The organism is Streptomyces sp. NPDC051576 (assembly GCF_040681835.1).
In the GTDB taxonomy this organism is placed as follows: Bacteria; Actinomycetota; Actinomycetes; order Streptomycetales; family Streptomycetaceae; genus Streptomyces.
In genome coordinates this window covers 87434-103422 of sequence record NZ_JBFAZO010000002.1, presented here as the reverse complement: position 1 = coordinate 103422, position 15989 = coordinate 87434, and the positions used below count along the sequence as shown (strand labels likewise).

The window sequence follows — 15989 nt, the reverse complement described above, 5'->3', positions numbered from 1 at the left end:
GTCACAGTCCCTTCGGGGTCAGCAGCACCTTGAGGTGCCGGGCCCGGTCGGCGGCCAGGTCCTCGAAGACACCGGCTCCTCCCGAGAGCGGAAAACGGCCGGTGATCAGGGGCGAGGCATCCAGTCGTCCGGTGCTCATCAGATCGATCACGCGCGGGATGTCGAAGTTGTAGCCGAGCGTGCCGACCACCGACCGCTCGTAGAACACGAGTTGGCCCATGTCGAACTCGACGCTGCCGTGTCCGACCCCGGCCAGCACGACCCGGCCGCCGCGCCGGACGATCGAGACGGCCTGCCCCGCGAGCGCGGGCACACCGGTCGCGTCGATGACGACGTCCGGGCCGATCCGCCCGGTCCGCACGAACACCTCGCGCCGTACGTCCGTTTCGCGCGGGTCGAAGGCCTCGGTGACGCCGATGCCGAGCAGCATCTCGCGGCGCCCGGCGAGGGGTTCGCTCACGAACAGCCCTGCCGCACCGGCGATCTGGGCCGCCAGGACGACCGCGACACCGATCGGTCCGCCGCCGACGACGAGAACGTTGTCGCCCGGTTTGACCCCGGCCCGGGTCACGGCGTGCAGCCCGACCGCCAACGGCTCGGCCACGGCGGCCAGTTCGTCGCTGACGTTGTCCGGCAGGCGGGTCAGACCGGCCAGCGGCACAGTGACGCGTTCCGCGAAACCGCCGGGTGAGGCGAGGCCCACGGAACCGCTCTTCGGACAGATGTGGTACTCGCCGCGCGTGCACCAGAAGCAGGTGCCGCAGCGCCAGACGGGGTCCGCGGTGACGCGGTCGCCGACCGCGATGCCGGGCACCTCCGCGCCCAACGCGACCACTGTGCCGCTCAGTTCATGGCCAAGGGCGAGCGGTGGTTTGGTGCCGGTGAGGGGATGCGGACCCTCGCGGATCATGTGCGGGCCTTCGAGGAACTCGTGCAGGTCCGTGCCGCAGATGCCGCACCACGTCACTTCCACGACCGCCTCGTGCGGGCCCGGGTCCGGGGGCTCGGGCACGTCTTCGAGCCGTAGGTCGAGTGCGCCGTGCCAGACGAGTGCCTCCATGTTTTCCGGCCCTTTCGTGTCGTGTGTCGTCTGCGGATCCGCCCCTTATGGGGCGCTTCTCTTGCCGCGATTCAGAAAGGAGTCGAGTCCGTCGGTCGCGTCCTGGGTGCCGAACACCCCGGTGAACAGCGCGCGTTCCAGTGCCAGCCCGGCCGACATGCCCGCGTCCGTGCCGTGGTCCACCGCCTCCTTGATCGCCTCCAGGGCGGCCGGCGGGCCCTCGGACAGCTGACGGGCGTAGGCCAGGGCGGCCTTCAGGGCGGCGCCCTTGGGGACGACCTCGTCCACCAGGCCCAGCCGCAGCGCCTCCTCCGCCTTCACCCGGCGGCCGGTCATCAACAGGTTCTTCGCGCGGGAGGGGCCGATCAGCCGGGCGAGGCGCTGGGTGCCGCCCGAGCCGGGCATGATCCCGAGCTGGACCTCCGGCTGGCCGAGCACCGCGTCCTCGGCGGCCACCCGGTAGTCGGCGGCCAGCGCCAGCTCCATGCCGCCGCCCAGCGCGTACCCGGTGACGGCCGCGATCACCGGCATCGGCAGGTGGGCCACCTCCTCGAAGGTGCGCTGCAAGGCGCGGTTCCAGCCGCGGATCTCCTCCGGGCCCATCGCGGCCAGGGCCTTGATGTCGGCGCCGGCGGCGAAGAGCCGCTCGCCGCCGTAGAGCACCACGGCCCGTACGGCAGAGGCGTCGGCCAGCTCGCGTACGCGGGCGGACAGCTCCTCCCGTTGCAGGGAGTCGAAGGCGTTCATCGGCGGATGGTCGAGGCGGACCGTGACGACCGGTCCGTCGGTGTCGAGCCGGATGCGTGGCACGAAGACCCCTCCTCGTCGGCGGATGCGACATCGCTGTGTGCGGACGGTTGTCGTCGCGGACGCTCCGTCGTAAAGTGCGGCTCCCAGGTTTTATAGACCAAGGGGTACACTAAATCTTGGGAGCGGGCAACCGACCGGTCGGGACATTTCCGGCCGCCGAGCGAGAGAGTCGCCGTGCACAATTTCGCGAGCATCCTCGACTACCACCTGACGCAGCGGCCCGACGCCGTGGCCGTGACGCAGGAGGGACGCGGTCTGACCGTCCGCCAACTGCACGAACGGGTGAACCAGTTGGCCGCCGGACTGGCCGAACTGGGCGTCGGCCGGGGCGATGTGGTGGCGCTGCTGCTCTACAACCAGCCGGAGTTCCTGGAGCTGGTGTACGCCACCAATCGGCTGGGCGCCGTCTTTCTGCCGCTCAACTACCGCCTCTCCGAGGAGGAGTGGCAGTACATCCTGGGGCACGCACAGGCCAAGGTGATCGTCACCGAGCCGGAGTTCGTGCCGGCCGTCGAGCGCAGCGCCGGGTGCCTCACCGATCTGGAGCACCGGGTCCTGATCGGCGGAAGTGATCCGGCCGAGGAGCCGTGGACCGGTTACGAGGAGCTGCTGGCCCGGCACAAGGGCGAGTGGGTGGAGCCCGTGGAGGTCGAGCCCGGTGATCTCCAGCGGCTCATGTACACCTCCGGCACCACCTCACGCCCCAAGGGCGTCCGCATCACCTACGGGAACCTAGAGGCCAAGAACCTGGCCCACATCGTGCACTTCGGTCTGACGGCGGCGGACACCACACTGGTCTGCGGCCCGCTCTACCACGTGGGTGGTCTGGACATGCCTGCCCTGGGGGTGCTGTACGCGGGCGGCGGCGTCGTGCTCCAGCGCAAGTTCGACCCGGTGGGCGTGCTGCACGCGATCGAGAAGCACCGGGTCACCAACGCGTGGCTGGCGCCCGCCATGGTCAACGCGGTCCTGGAGGTCCCCGACCGCGAGGAGTACGACACCAGCTCGGTCCGCTTCATCCTCGGCGGCGGCGAGAAGACGCCCGAACCGGTGCTGCGGCGCATCATGACCGCCTTCCCGAACGCCTGGTTCGCCGACGCCTACGGCCTCACCGAGACCGTCTCCGGCGACACCTTCCTCGACCGCGGGCACGCCCTGTCCAAGCTGGGCTCGGTCGGCCGTCCCGTCCCGCACACGCGCGTACGGATCGTCGACGACAGCGGCCACGAGGTCCCCGCCGGTGAACTCGGCGAGATCACCCTGCGCGGCCCGAAGGTCTTCGCCGGCTACTGGCGCGACGAGAAGGCCACGGCGGCGGCGCTGAAGGACGGCTGGTTCCACACCGGCGACATCGGACACCTCGACGAGGACGGCTTCCTCTACATCGACGACCGCAAGAAGGACATGATCGTCTCCGGCGGCGAGAACATCGCCACGCCCGAGGTGGAGCGCGTCCTGTACGAGCACCCGGTCGTCCTGGAGGCCGCCGTGGTCGGGCTCGACCACCCCCGCTGGGGTGAAGTCCCGCGCGCCTTCGTGGTGTTCAGGCCCGGCGAGAGCGCGGGCGCGGAGGAGCTGCGGGAGTTCTGCCGGGCCCGCCTCGCCAAGTTCAAGGTGCCGGCCCGCTTCGACATCGTCGACGAGCTGCCCCGCACCCCGTCCGGCAAGGTCCTCAAGCGCACCCTGCGCGACATCCCCGCGGAGGGCTGAACCATGACCGACGTGACCACCGAACTCCGGCTCGACGGCCGGACCGCCTGGGTGACGGGCGCGGGCAAGGGCCTGGGCCGGGCCATCGCGGTCGCCCTCTCCCAGGCCGGCGCGACCGTGGCGGCAACAGCCCGCACTGCGGCGGACCTTGAGAGCCTGGAGGCCGAACTCGCCGCGCACGGCGGCAAGGTGCTGGTCCTGCCCGGCTCGGTCGCCGACTCCGCCGCCGTACGGACCATGGTCGAGCGCATCACCGACGGCACCGGCCGCCTCGACGCGGTCGTCAACTGCGCCGGTACGAGCCCCCACTTCACCCGCAGCGAGCGCGTCACCGACGAGGACTGGCAGCAGGTCCTCGACGTCAATCTCCAGGGCACCTTCTACTGCTGCCGCGAGGCCGGCAAGGTGATGCTGGAGCAGCGCTCCGGCTCGATCGTCAACGTCTCCTCGGTGCACGCCCGCACCGGCTTCGAGCGGATCGCCGCCTACGCGGCCAGCAAGGGCGGGGTCGAGGCCCTCACCAAGTCCCTCGCCGTCGAGTGGGCCGACCGCGGGGTCCGCGTCAACGCCCTCGCGCCCGGCTACTTCCACACCGACCTCAGCTCCGGCCTGCTGGCCAGCCGCTGGGGCGAACGCATCGTCGACAGCACCCCGTTGGGCCGTGTCGGCACCGTCGGCGAACTCGGCGGCGCCGCCGTCTTCCTCGCCTCCGACGCCTCCCGCTTCGTCACCGGCACCACTCTCACGGTGGACGGTGGCTGGACCGCGCGGTGACGCCCGTGATCACCGCTCCGGCGCGGGCCGCACGGTGAGGATCTGCTGCGCGTGCCCGACCGGACCGTGCACGTCGTGCAGGACCGTGCTGGTGAGGCCCTGCCCGGTCGGCCCGAACGTGACCGACGTGTCCAGCCCCGTCCACTCGCCCTCGGGCTGCCGGTGCAGGTGGACGGTCAGGTCGAGGTTCGGGTAGATCCACGCGGTGGGCGGCTGTCGTACGGCGATGCCGTTCGCCGTGTCGACCAGCGCGAGGAAGGACGCGAGCGGGCTGCTGGGCTCACCGGCGACGAGAGCGTGCCGGGTGGAGACCCAGGCGGTCGTACGGCCCGGCCGGGGCGGTGCCAGCGGGCGGACGTCCACGGACGCGATGTATCCGCCGGGCCACAGCGCGCTCATCTCCCAGGGGGCGAGCCGCTCGGGAGGCGTGAGCCGGTCGCCCGTGCCGCCCGCGACGGCGGAGGTGTCGACCGCGGCGAGGTACCAGGCCCGGGCCCGCACCACCGGGCGCTCCGCGACCAGCACCACGGCCTCGACCAGCTCGATCGTGCGGCCGGGCCGGACGGTCTCCACCCGGATCTCGCACTCTTCGAGCGCGAGCCGCCCCAGAATGTCGTAGCTGATCCGCGACATCAGGAGGCCGGTCTCCGGCCGTACGGCCCGCTCGATGGCGTGGACGACGAGTCCGCCGAGCGGGCTGAAGTGCAGCTCGTCCGGGTCCCAGGCGCCGCTCGCGTGGGCGGTGGGCTTGTAGCGGTGTTCGCCGGTGCGCTCGTAGTAGCTGTCGGGGGCCGTGGTGCCGGTGTTCAACGGACGTCTCTCCTCGGGCTGTTCGATTCAGCAGCGTAGCCCGCGATCAGTCCGCCGACGCGCTCCGCAGCGGCGGCCGACTTCATGGCGGGTTCCGGCCACGGCGCGTAACGTGACGCACCATGAAGATCCTCATCAGCGCCGACATGGAGGGTGCCACCGGCGTCACCTGGCCTGCCGACGTGTTGCCGGGGACACCGCAGTGGGAGCGGTGCCGTTCGATGTTCACCTCGGACGTGAACGCCGCCGTCCTCGGCTTCTACGACGGCGGCGCCGACGAGGTGCTCGTCAACGAGGCGCACTGGACGATGCGCAACCTGCTCCTCGAACAACTCGACGAGCGGACCCAGATGCTCACCGGGCGGCACAAGTCCCTCTCCATGGTGGAGGGCGTGCAGCACGGCGACATCGACGGCATCGCGTTCGTCGGCTACCACGCGGGCGCCGGCATGGAGGGCGTCCTCGCCCACACCTACCTCGCGAACTCGATCACCGGCGTGTGGCTGAACGACGTCCGCGCCAGCGAGGGTCTGCTCAACGCGCAGGTCGTCGCCGAGTACGGGGTACCGGTCGTCCTGGTCACCGGTGACGACGTGGCCTGCGAGGACGCCCTCGGGTACGCGCCCGAAGCGCTGAAGGTCGCCGTCAAGGACCATGTGTCCCGGTACGCGGCCGTGTGCCGCACCCCGGCGAGGACCGCCGCCGACATCCGCGCGGCGGCGAAGGAGGCGGCGCGACTGGCGGTCCGTCAGGAACCGGTCCAGGCCGGGCCGTTCACCGTCGCGCTCGAATTCGACGCCGAGCACCTCGCGATGGCCGCCACCGTGGTGCCGGGGGTCGGACGGGTGGGAGAGCGGAAGGTGGCGTACACCAGCGACACCATGTACGAGGGGATCCGTACCTTCAAGGCGGTCACCACGATCGTCTCGGCCGCGGTGGAGGAGCAGTATGGCTGACATCGACGAGCGGGCCCTGGACGAGGTCGTCGCGTTCACCTCGGACCTCATCCGGATCGACACGACCAACCGGGGCGGCGGCGACTGCCAGGAGCGGCCCGCCGCCGAGTACGCCGCCGAGCGACTGGCCGGCGCCGGCCTCGAACCCACCCTCCTCGAACGCGTCAAGGGCCGCACCAACGTCGTCGCCCGCATCGAGGGCACCGACCCCTCGGCGGACGCGCTGCTCGTCCACGGTCACCTGGACGTGGTGCCCGCACAGGCCGAGGACTGGAGCGTGCACCCCTTCTCCGGGGAGATCCGCGACGGGGTCGTATGGGGGCGCGGCGCGATCGACATGAAGAACATGGACGCGATGATCCTCGCCGTCGTGCGGGCCTGGGCCCGGCAGGGTCTGCGGCCCCGGCGCGACCTCGTCATCGCGTTCACCGCCGACGAGGAGTCCAGCGCGGTGGACGGCTCCGGGTTCCTCGCCGACCAGCACGCCGGGCTCTTCGAGGGCTGCACCGAAGGCATCAGCGAATCAGGGGCGTTCACCTTCCACGACGGCGCCGGCCGGCAGCTCTACCCCATCGCCGCCGGCGAACGCGGCACGGGCTGGCTGAAGTTGACCGCGCGCGGCCGGGCCGGCCACGGCTCCAAGGTCAACCACGAGAACGCGGTCACCCGGCTCGCCGCCGCCGTCACCCGCATCGGCGAACACACCTGGCCGCTCCGGCTCACCCCGACCGTCCGCGCGGCCCTCACCGAACTCGCCGCCCTGTACGGCATCGAGCCCGACCTCGACGACGTCGACGGACTCCTCAGCAAGCTCGGACCGGCCGGAAAGCTCGTCGAGCCCACCGTCCGCAACAGCTCCAACCCGACGATGCTGAACGCCGGTTACAAACTCAACGTGATCCCCGGCGAAGCCGTCGCGTATGTCGACGGACGGTATCTGCCGGGCGGCGAGGACGAGTTCCGCGCCACCCTGGACCGGCTCACCGGACCGGACGTCGACTGGGAGTTCCACCACCGCGAGGTGGCCCTCCAGGCGCCCGTCGACTCACCGACCTACGCCCGCATGCGGGCCGCCGTCGAGGAGTTTGCGCCCGAGGGGCATGTCGTGCCGTACTGCATGTCCGGCGGCACGGACGCCAAGCAGTTCTCGCGCCTGGGCATCACCGGCTACGGCTTCGCCCCGCTGAAGCTGCCCGAGGGTTTCGACTACCAGGCGCTGTTCCACGGAGTCGACGAGCGGGTACCCGTGGAGGCACTGCACTTCGGCGTCCACGTCCTGGACCGCTTCCTGAGGACGGCCTAGCGAGTGGGGGAGAACGTGCGGACCTCGGCATACGGTTCATGGCCCTCGCCCATCGACGCGGCCCTCGCCGCCGCGCACGACGGACATCCCGAGTACGTCGGCTTCGTCGGCGACGAGGCCTGGTGGACCGAACCCCGGCCCACCGAGGGCGGCCGCCGCACCCTGGTGCGGCGCCGCGCGGACGGCACCCAGGAATCGGTGCTGCCCGCGCCGTGGAACGTCCGCAGCCGGGTCATCGAGTACGGCGGACAGCCCTGGGCCGGAGTCGTCGAGGACTCCCAGCCCCTTTTGGTGTTCGTGCACTTCGCCGACCAGCGGCTGTACCGCTACGACTTGCTCGGCGAGCCGAGACCGCTCACCCCCGTGTCGTCGGTGGGCGGCGGACTGCGGTGGGCGGAACCGCAGTTGCGCACGGACCTGGGCGAAGTGTGGTGCGTCCTGGAGGAGTTCACCGGCGAGGGGCCAGGTGACGTACGACGCGTCCTGGCCGCCGTACCGCTGGACGGATCCGCCGCCGAGGACCGGCACGCCGTACGCGAACTCGCCGACGAGCGGCACCGGTTCGTGTCCGGGCCCCGGCTCTCGCCCGACGGGCGGCGGGCGGCCTGGCTCGGCTGGGACCATCCGCGGATGCCGTGGGACGGCACGGAGCTGGTGCTCGCCGAGGTCGCGGACGACGGCACGTTCGGCGCCCCGCGGATCGTCGCCGGTGGCCCCGAGGAGTCGATCGCCCAGGTCGACTGGGGCTTCGACGGCTCGCTGCTGTACGCCAGTGACCGCACCGGCTGGTGGAACCTCTACCGGGACCACCGGCCGCTGTGCGTCCGCGAGGAGGAGTTCGGCGGGCCGCTGTGGAAGCTGGGCCAGCGCTGGTTCGCGCCCCTGGAGAGCGGTCCGATCGCCGTCGTGCACGGCCGGGGCGCCGCCCTGCTCGGCGTCCTGGACCCGGAGACCGGCGAGGTCGTCGACGCGGCCGGCCCCTGGACAGAGTTCACGTCCACCCTCGCGGTGCACGGCGAGCGGATCGTCGGCGTCGGAGCCAGCCCGCGCAGCGCCCACGAGGTCGTCGAACTCGACACCCGCACCGGCCGCGCCCGGGTCATCGGCGCCGCCCATGACGACCCCGTGGACCCCGCCCACTACCCCGAACCGCAGATCCGCACCTTCACCGGCCCCGTAGGACGCGACATCCACGCCCACATCTACCCACCGCACAGCCCCGGTTGGGCCGCGCCGGGCGACGAACTGCCGCCGTACGTCATCTGGGCGCACGGCGGACCCACCAGCCGGGCGCCGCTCGTCCTCGACCTGGAGATCGCCTACTTCACCTCGCGCGGCATCGGCGTCGCCGAGGTCAACTACGGCGGCTCGACCGGGTACGGCCGGGAGTACCGCAACCGGCTGCGCGAGCAGTGGGGCGTCGTCGACGTCGAGGACTGCGCCGCCGTCGCCCAGGCCCTCGCCGACGAGGGCACCGCCGACCGCGCCCGGCTCGCCGTCCGGGGCGGCAGCGCGGGCGGCTGGACCAGCGCCGCGTCCCTGGTGACGACCGACGTCTACGCCTGCGGCACCATCATTTATCCGGTCCTCGACCTGGCCAACTGGGGCTCGGGCGAGACCCACGACTTCGAGTCCCGGTACCTGGAGACCCTGGTCGGCCCCCTCGCCGAGGTGCCCGCCCGATATGCCGAGCGCTCGCCCGTCGAGCACGCCGACCGCATCACCGCGCCCTTCCTGCTGATGCAGGGCCTGGCCGACGTCATCTGCCCGCCCGCCGGATGCGAACGCCTCCTGGAGCGGATGCGGGGACGCCAAGTCCCGCACGCCTACCTCGCGTTCGAGGGCGAGGGCCACGGCTTCCGCCGCGCCGACACCATGGTCCGCGCCCTGGAGTCCGAACTCTCCCTGTACGCCCAGGTCTTCGGCATCGACCCGCCCGGCATCCCGACCCTGGAGCTCACCAAGTGACGGCACTCGTCCGGCCGTACCGGCTCGCCCCCGGCGCCCGCGTGGCCGTCGTCGCGCCCAGCGGCCCGGTGTCCGAGGAACGCCTGGAGGCGGGCCTCGACATCCTGCGCGGCTGGGACCTCGACCCGGTCGTCGCACCCCATGTGCTGGACCGGCACGGCGAGTTGGGCTATCTGGCCGGGGCGGACGCGGACCGCGCGGCCGATCTCCAGAACGCCTGGTGCGACCCCACCGTGTCCGCCGTCCTGTGCGCACGCGGCGGCTACGGCGTGCAGCGCATCGTCGACCTGCTCGACTGGGAGGCGATGCGCGCCGCCGGACCGAAGGTGTTCGTCGGCTTCAGCGACCCCACCGTGCTGCACCAGGCCTTCGCCACCCGGCTGGGCCTGGTCACCCTGTACGGGCCCGCCGCGGCCGGCGCCGACTTCATCAAGAACGCCCGCGCGCAGGAGCGGTTGAGGGCGACCCTGTTCGACCCGGAGTCCGTGCGGACCATCCGGGCCGTCCCGGGCGGGGGCGGTGCGCTGGTGCCGGGGCGGGCCCGGGGTGTCACCCTCGGCGGCTGTCTGAGCCTGCTCGCCACCGATGTCGGCACCCCGCACGCGCTGCCCGGTGCGCGCGGCGGGCTGCTGATCATCGAGGATGTCGGCGAACTGGTGTACCGCGTCGACCGGATACTGACCCAACTCCTGCGCTCCGGCTGGCTCGACGGGGTCGCGGGCATCGCGCTCGGCTCCTGGGCCGGATGCGGCCCCTACGAGTCGCTGCGCCCGGTGCTCGTCGACCGCCTCGGCGGGCTCGGTGTGCCCATGGTGGAGGAGTTCGGGTTCGGGCACTGCGACGGAGCGCTGACCATACCGCTCGGAGTGAGCGCCGAACTGGACGCGGACGCGGGCACGTTGACGCTGGACGAGCCCGCGCTGCGGTAGCCGCGCGCTTGTTGAATCGCTGTCAAGAAACACCCTGCACGGTGGTTGACCGGGGCTGACACGTGTCACACCATGGCAAGCGACCGGTACTTACTGGTCGGTAAGTCGGGTTGTCCAAGGTCTGGTTGTCCACAGCCTGGTTGTCCACAGCCTGGTTGTCCTCAGTGTGGAGGTCTCTTGTCCCGCCGCCTGCTCGGAATCTGTGCCGCACTGGCTCTCACCCTCACCGCACCGCTCGCACTCGGCGGGCCCGCCGCCGCGACCGACCAACAGACCCTCGACCAATACACCGTCACCGCGCTGAAGTTCACCGTCCCCGCGGGCGGCCGGAAGTGCACGGTCGACGCCGATCTGTACCGGCCCGCGGACGTGGACCGGGCCCACCCGGCGCCGGCCGTGCTGGCGACCAACGGCTTCGGGGGCAGCAAGTCCGACGGCTCCACGGACGGCATCGGCAAGGCCTTCGCGCAGCGCGGCTATGTGGGGCTCGTCTACTCGGGGCTCGGATTCGGCGGCTCGGGCTGTCTCATCTCGCTCGACGACCCGGACATCGACGGGACGGCCGCGTCGGGGCTGATCGACTTCCTGGCGGGGACACGGGCCGCGGACGACGGCACCAAGGCCGACTTCGTGACCCTCGACCGGAAGGGGGATCCGCGGGTCGGGATGATCGGCGGATCGTACGGCGGCGCCATCCAGTTGGCGACGGCGGCAGTCGACCACCGGGTGGACGCGCTCGTCCCGCTGATCACCTGGAACGACCTGGCCTACGCCCTCGACCCGAACAACGCGACCGGCAGCAGCGCAGTGCCCGGCGCCTTCAAGTGGCAGTGGACCAACGGCTTCTACCTCATCGGTGAGAGCCAGCCCCTCACCGCACCGAACCTCGACCCGACCCGCGTCAACTCCCTCACTTGCCTGCACTTCGTCACCAAGGCCTGCGACACCATCCGCACCCTCAACTCCGGCAGCTATCCCGCCAAGGCGACCGCGGACCTGCTCGGCTACGCACGCGGTGTCTCGCCGGTGACGTATCTGAAGCGGGTGAAGGCGCCGACGCTCCTCGTCCAGGGGCAGGCGGACAGCCTGTTCAACCTCAACGAGGCGACGGCGACATACCGGACGCTGAAGGCGCAGGGCACGACCGCGAAGATGATCTGGCAGTCATGGGGGCACAGCGGCGGGATGACGGACCCGGCCGCCGGCGAACTCGACCTGAGCAAGGGCGACTTGGAGTCGAGCTATGTGGGCCGGCGCATCCTGTCCTGGTTCGGCCGCTATCTGCTCGGGCGGAAGGCGGTGGACACGGGACCCGCCTTCGCCTACTACCGCGACTGGATCACGGACCCGGCCGACACCTACGCCACGGCGAGTCAACTCCCCGCGCTCGACGAGAAGTTGTACCTCTCCGGAGACGGGAAGCTGGTGGACGACCGGGCGAAGGTGGCGCGCGGCAGCCGTGGTTACACCAACTGGGCCGTCCCCACGAGCCACTCGGAAAGCTCCCTGAACGGAGTCATCGGCCTGCCCGACCCGGCGCCGTACGACATCGCGGGCACCTACCTGGGCTGGACCAGCGCACCCCTGACCCGTACGACGGACGTCGTGGGCGCCCCGAGGGCGACGCTCAAGGTCGTCTCCCCGCAGGCGGAGCGCACCCAGAACTCCGGCGATGCCGCCGACAAGCTCGTCCTCTTCGCCAAGCTGTACGACGTCGCCCCCGACGGCGGCAAGACTCTCGTCCACCGGCTGGTCGCCCCGGTCCGGGTCCCGGACGTGACCAAGAGCTTCACGGTCACGCTGCCCGGGATCGTGCACCGGTTCGCGAAGGGGCACCGGTTGCGGTTCGTGATCGCGGCGAGCGACGACGCGTACACCGGGAACCGGGGGATCAAGCCGGTGACCGTGGTCAGCTCGCCGCAGGACGCCGGTGTGCTGGAGCTGCCGGTCGTCGGCGGGTGAGCCGCCGGGTGCCCCCGGGGGGGGCAGGGGGCACCCCTTCACCGTGCGTGATGGTCGATTCGGGCTCACCCTGGAGGCATGAGCCCGAAGACCACCGAGAGCGGCGGCAGGACCGGCCGGCGGGAACCCATGCTGACGCCCGCCCGGATCGTCGTCCTGCTGCTCGCCGTCCTGGCCCTGATCTTCATCTTCGAGAACACCCGCGACACCAAGATCCGCCTGCTGATCCCCGAGGTCACCATGCCCCTGTGGATGGCGCTGCTGGGCACGGCGGTCATCGGCGCCCTGTGCGGGGCCTATTTCATGCGACGGCGCCGCTAGGCGGCACTAGGGTGACGGGATGCCGCACTCCGCATCCCGTTATCTCGCCGAGGGCCCCCGCGTGGGGATACGTCACTTCAGTCATGAGGACGGTGCCGAGTTCACCGCCCGGGCACGCGAGAGCAAGGATCTGCACCAGCCGTGGCTGTTTCCGCCGGCGAGCGGGGACGCGTACACCGCGTATGCGGGGCGGCTGATCCAGGATCCGACCAAGGCCGGGTTCCTGGTGTGCGAGCTGGACGGCGGGGGCATCGCCGGGTTCATCAACATCAACAACATCGTCGAGGGCGGCTTCCAGTGCGGTGCGCTGGGCTACGGCGTCTTCGCGCACGCCGCCGGGCGTGGGCTGATGCGGGAGGGGATGAACCTCGTGATCGGGCACGCCTTCGGGCCGATGCGGCTGCACCGGCTCGAAATCAACGTGCAGCCCACCAACGCCGCCTCGATCGCCCTCGCCCGCACATGCGGATTCCGCCTCGAGGGCTTCTCGCCGGACATGATCTACATCGACGGCGCGTGGCGCGACCACGAGCGCTGGGCGATCACCGCCGAGATGCGTGCTTCCGGTTGACCTTCATCGTGTCGAGGTCGGTGACCGTCGACTTCAGATCGCGGAAGCCGTAGCCGAGGTCCTTCAGCGCGGTCTCGGCGCGGTCCTCCGCGAGCGCGGCGGCCATCTCCTCGCCGTCAACCGCGTCCGACACCACCACATAGCGCCACGAGAAGTGCTTGAGCGGCGACGCCTCGTAACTGAGCGAGCCCTCCTCGCTGAACCGCATGCTCAGCATCCCGTGCTCGGCGGCCTCGCCCAGCAGCCGCTGCCGCGCCTCGTCCGTCAGCGCGTCCCAGGTGCCCCGGACGATCACCCGGTACGTGTGCTGCTCGCTCATCCGCCGTTCCACTCCTCGGTCCGTGCCGTCGGTCGCCCGACTCTACGTCGACCGGGACGAACCGCACGCGGAATTTCCCGCCCCCCGCCTTTGCGGAATCCTGACCGACAGCGCCCCTGGCCACCGCACCCGTTGCCGGGTTCCATGGTGATCGTGACGACGATCCGACGTGAGGTACTGACCCTGCCCACCGCCGAGTTGGGTCCGGACAACCCGCTGCCCCCACTGCGTCCCCTCGACGAGGTACACCGTATCGACGACCGGGACCGCGAGGACCTTCCGCGTGACATGGCCCGCCAGGTCGGCTACGAGCCGCTGCGCAGCCTGCTGCCCACCCGCGTCCGCGACGGATACGACAGAGAGCGCACACCCCGCCGGATCGACGCCCTCGTGATCGAGAACGATCGGCTGCGCGCCACCGTGCTGCCCGCCCTCGGCGGCCGGATCGCCTCCCTCGTGCACAAGCCCACCGACCGTGAACTCCTGTACCGCAACCCGGTGTTGCAGCCGGCCAACTTCGCCCTCAACGGCGCCTGGTTCTCCGGCGGCATCGAGTGGAACATCGGCGCCACCGGCCACACCACCCTCTCCTGCGCCCCTTTGCACGCGGCCCGCGTCCCCGCCCCCGACGGTGGCGAGATGCTGCGCCTGTGGGAGTGGGAGCGGCTGCGCGACCTGCCGTTCCAGGTCGACCTGTGGCTGCCGGACGGCTCCGACTTCCTGCACGTCGGCGTCCGTGTCCGCAATCCGCACGAACGGCCCGCGCCCGTCTACTGGTGGTCCAACATCGCGGTACCGGAGGAACGCCGGGTCCTCGCCCCCGCCGACGAGGCCTGGCACTTCGGATACGAGCGGCGGCTGCGCCGGGTGCCCGTGCCGTCGTACGACGGAGTGGACCGGACGTACCCCCTCAACAGCCCTTTCGCGGCCGACTACTTCTACGAACTGCCCGAGGCGCGGCGCCGCTGGATCGCCGCGCTCGACGGCGAAGGGCACGGGCTGGTGCAGACGTCCACGGACGTACTGCGGGGCCGCAAACTCTTCGTGTGGGGCACCGGGAGTGGCGGCCGGCGCTGGCAGGAGTGGCTCACCGAGCCGGGTACCGGCGGCTACTGCGAGATCCAAGCAGGCCTGGCCCGGACCCAGTTGGAACATGTCCGACTCGATCCTGAGAGCGAGGTGTCCTGGCTGGAGGCGTACGGACCGCTCGACGCACCGGCGGAGGGGGAGTGGCCGACCGTCGTGGGGGACGCGGAGGCGCGGCTCGAAGCGGTGCTGCCGCGTGCCGACGTCGATGCCGCCTACGCCGCCTGGAAGCCGTACGCCGACACCGAACCCGGCGAGATCCTCGCCACCGGATCCGGCTGGGGTGCTCTCGAAGTCCTGCGCACCGACTGGAAGTTGCCCGGCACGCCCTTCGAGGAGTCCATGCTCGGCGAGGACCAGCAGCCCTGGGTACACCTGCTGCGCAGCGGTGTCCTGCCCGAGCCGCGCCGGGTCCGGCCGCCCGGCGAGACGCTGGTCGCCCCGCACTGGCGGGACATGCTGGAGACGGCGCACGCCACCCCGCTCACCGAGTACCACCTCGGTATAGCGCAGTGGCACGCGGGCGATCGGGCACAGGCGGTGCGCAGTTGGGAGCGGGCTCTCGAACTCGCCCCGTCGCTCTGGCCGTTGCTGCGCTGTCTCGCCGTGGCGGACCAGGAGGCGGGGAACCACGAGCGGGCCGCGGACCGGTACCACGAGGCCTTCGCCGACCTGTGTCACGAGCGGCGGGACGCCGGGGAGCGGTGGACGGCGGCCACGGCGGCCCTCGGCCGGGAGGCCGTCGAGGCGCTGCTGCGGGTGCGGCGCACGGCGGACGCCCGCGCCGTCTGGGACATGCTGCACCCCGGCACCCGCGAACGCGGCCGATTCCTGCTGCTCCAGGCGGAGTTGCTGCTCGCCGAAGGTCGGCGCGACGACGCGTGGGCGGTCTTCGACGACGGGTTCGAGGTCGCCGACCTGCGCGAGGGCGCCGAGTCGATCGGCCGGCTCTGGGCCCGCCTCACCGACGAACCGCTGCCGGCCCGCTACGACTTCCGGATGCGGCCGCAGACGCCCTGAGACGTGGCGTGGACCGGTGGGTCAGCCCCGCCGGTCCACGTACTCGTAGACCGATCCGTCCGGATGCGCCGCGATCAGATTGCGGCCCACCGGTGTCGCCAGCGGGCCCGCGATGACCCGGGCACCGAGTTCGGTCAGGAGTGTGTGCGCCTCGTCGACGTCCTTGACGGCGATCGTCGCCGCGACCTTGCGCAACACCTCCAGCTCCGCCTCGGGCCCGCTCATCAGCAGGAAGAAACCGACCGCGGCCACCGACACCCCACCGCGCTCGAAACGGAGCGCCGAGGCACCCGTGAGGCGTTCGTAGAAGGGGACGGCGGTCTCCAGGTCGTCGACGCAGATACGCAGCGTGGCTCCCAGAATGTCCATACGGACGAGCCTAGTTGGGAA

The 15989-nt window shown here is 71.3% G+C and carries 15 protein-coding genes; 10 read left to right on the top strand and 5 right to left on the bottom strand.

The annotated features are described in order from the left end of the window. Position 1 precedes the first annotated feature (1 nt). Together AB0M63_RS06380 and AB0M63_RS06375 are read right to left on the bottom strand one after the other, a co-directional pair. Positions 2 to 1060: a 2,3-butanediol dehydrogenase gene (locus tag AB0M63_RS06380; protein WP_355918705.1), complete on the bottom strand. Its 1059-nt coding sequence runs from the start codon at positions 1058 to 1060 to the stop codon at positions 2 to 4. Between the two features lie 45 nt (positions 1061 to 1105). After that, on the bottom strand, positions 1106 to 1870 hold the full coding sequence (locus tag AB0M63_RS06375; RefSeq protein ID WP_366018608.1) for an enoyl-CoA hydratase-related protein: 765 nt from the start codon (positions 1868 to 1870) through the stop codon (positions 1106 to 1108). A 174-nt stretch (positions 1871 to 2044) separates the two neighbouring features. On the opposite strand from AB0M63_RS06375, the gene AB0M63_RS06370 reads away from it, so the two are divergent. Together AB0M63_RS06370 and AB0M63_RS06365 are read left to right on the top strand one after the other, a co-directional pair. Beyond that, complete coding sequence (locus AB0M63_RS06370) at positions 2045 to 3580, top strand: long-chain fatty acid--CoA ligase (RefSeq protein WP_366018607.1); 1536 nt, start codon at positions 2045 to 2047, stop codon at positions 3578 to 3580. A 3-nt stretch (positions 3581 to 3583) separates the two neighbouring features. Beyond that, a complete protein-coding gene (locus AB0M63_RS06365) occupies positions 3584 to 4354 on the top strand; it encodes an SDR family oxidoreductase (protein ID WP_366018606.1) in 771 nt (256 codons plus the stop codon). Between the two features lie 9 nt (positions 4355 to 4363). On the opposite strand, the gene AB0M63_RS06360 is transcribed toward AB0M63_RS06365, so the two are convergent. After that, positions 4364 to 5164 (bottom strand): thioesterase family protein, encoded by an 801-nt coding sequence (locus AB0M63_RS06360; RefSeq protein ID WP_366018605.1) that lies wholly within the window; start codon positions 5162 to 5164, stop codon positions 4364 to 4366. Between the two features lie 122 nt (positions 5165 to 5286). Between AB0M63_RS06360 and AB0M63_RS06355 the strand changes: the two genes are divergently transcribed. The 7 genes from AB0M63_RS06355 to AB0M63_RS06325 all read left to right on the top strand — a co-directional run bounded on the left by AB0M63_RS06355 (position 5287) and on the right by AB0M63_RS06325 (position 13174). After that, positions 5287 to 6120, top strand: a complete 834-nt coding sequence (locus AB0M63_RS06355; RefSeq protein ID WP_366018604.1) for a M55 family metallopeptidase — start codon at positions 5287 to 5289, stop codon at positions 6118 to 6120. Then, entirely contained in the window at positions 6113 to 7423 is a 1311-nt protein-coding gene (locus AB0M63_RS06350; protein ID WP_366018603.1) for a M20/M25/M40 family metallo-hydrolase, read from the top strand. Before AB0M63_RS06355 ends, AB0M63_RS06350 begins: the two co-directional genes overlap by 8 nt. A 15-nt stretch (positions 7424 to 7438) precedes the next feature. Continuing rightward, a complete protein-coding gene (locus AB0M63_RS06345) occupies positions 7439 to 9391 on the top strand; it encodes a prolyl oligopeptidase family serine peptidase (RefSeq protein WP_366018602.1) in 1953 nt (650 codons plus the stop codon). Further along, positions 9388 to 10320 (top strand): LD-carboxypeptidase, encoded by a 933-nt coding sequence (locus AB0M63_RS06340; RefSeq protein ID WP_366018601.1) that lies wholly within the window; start codon positions 9388 to 9390, stop codon positions 10318 to 10320. Before AB0M63_RS06345 ends, AB0M63_RS06340 begins: the two co-directional genes overlap by 4 nt. A 177-nt stretch (positions 10321 to 10497) precedes the next feature. After that, positions 10498 to 12282, top strand: a complete 1785-nt coding sequence (locus tag AB0M63_RS06335) for a CocE/NonD family hydrolase (protein WP_366018600.1) — start codon at positions 10498 to 10500, stop codon at positions 12280 to 12282. A 78-nt stretch (positions 12283 to 12360) separates the two neighbouring features. Continuing rightward, complete coding sequence (locus AB0M63_RS06330; RefSeq protein ID WP_355918735.1) at positions 12361 to 12603, top strand: LapA family protein; 243 nt, start codon at positions 12361 to 12363, stop codon at positions 12601 to 12603. Between the two features lie 19 nt (positions 12604 to 12622). Further along, positions 12623 to 13174: a GNAT family protein gene (locus AB0M63_RS06325; RefSeq protein ID WP_355918738.1), complete on the top strand. Its 552-nt coding sequence runs from the start codon at positions 12623 to 12625 to the stop codon at positions 13172 to 13174. Here AB0M63_RS06325 and AB0M63_RS06320 read toward each other — a convergent pair. Then, positions 13146 to 13493, bottom strand: a complete 348-nt coding sequence (locus AB0M63_RS06320; protein ID WP_366018599.1) for a DUF6204 family protein — start codon at positions 13491 to 13493, stop codon at positions 13146 to 13148. The two genes, AB0M63_RS06325 and AB0M63_RS06320, sit on opposite strands and share 29 nt — an antisense overlap. A gap of 144 nt (positions 13494 to 13637) precedes the next feature. Here AB0M63_RS06320 and AB0M63_RS06315 point away from each other — a divergent pair, with 144 nt between their 5' ends. After that, positions 13638 to 15599: a DUF5107 domain-containing protein gene (locus AB0M63_RS06315; RefSeq protein WP_366018597.1), complete on the top strand. Its 1962-nt coding sequence runs from the start codon at positions 13638 to 13640 to the stop codon at positions 15597 to 15599. A gap of 21 nt (positions 15600 to 15620) precedes the next feature. Here the strand turns inward: AB0M63_RS06315 and AB0M63_RS06310 are convergent, their stop codons facing one another. Next, a complete protein-coding gene (locus AB0M63_RS06310) occupies positions 15621 to 15968 on the bottom strand; it encodes a VOC family protein (RefSeq protein WP_355918747.1) in 348 nt (115 codons plus the stop codon). Between the last annotated feature and the right edge of the window lie 21 nt (positions 15969 to 15989).

Excerpts from the sequence above, each read along its gene's own strand:
- AB0M63_RS06325 (WP_355918738.1), top strand. The coding sequence starts at position 12,623 with ATGCCGCACTCCGCATCCCGTTATCTCGCCGAGGGCCCCCGCGTGGGG.
- AB0M63_RS06380 (WP_355918705.1), bottom strand. The coding sequence starts at position 1,060 with ATGGAGGCACTCGTCTGGCACGGCGCACTCGACCTACGGCTCGAAGAC.
- AB0M63_RS06330 (WP_355918735.1), top strand. The coding sequence starts at position 12,361 with ATGAGCCCGAAGACCACCGAGAGCGGCGGCAGGACCGGCCGGCGGGAA.
- AB0M63_RS06310 (WP_355918747.1), bottom strand. The coding sequence starts at position 15,968 with ATGGACATTCTGGGAGCCACGCTGCGTATCTGCGTCGACGACCTGGAG.
- AB0M63_RS06315 (WP_366018597.1), top strand. The coding sequence starts at position 13,638 with ATGGTGATCGTGACGACGATCCGACGTGAGGTACTGACCCTGCCCACC.
- AB0M63_RS06320 (WP_366018599.1), bottom strand. The coding sequence starts at position 13,493 with ATGAGCGAGCAGCACACGTACCGGGTGATCGTCCGGGGCACCTGGGAC.
- AB0M63_RS06365 (WP_366018606.1), top strand. The coding sequence starts at position 3,584 with ATGACCGACGTGACCACCGAACTCCGGCTCGACGGCCGGACCGCCTGG.
- AB0M63_RS06355 (WP_366018604.1), top strand. The coding sequence starts at position 5,287 with ATGAAGATCCTCATCAGCGCCGACATGGAGGGTGCCACCGGCGTCACC.
- AB0M63_RS06350 (WP_366018603.1), top strand. The coding sequence starts at position 6,113 with ATGGCTGACATCGACGAGCGGGCCCTGGACGAGGTCGTCGCGTTCACC.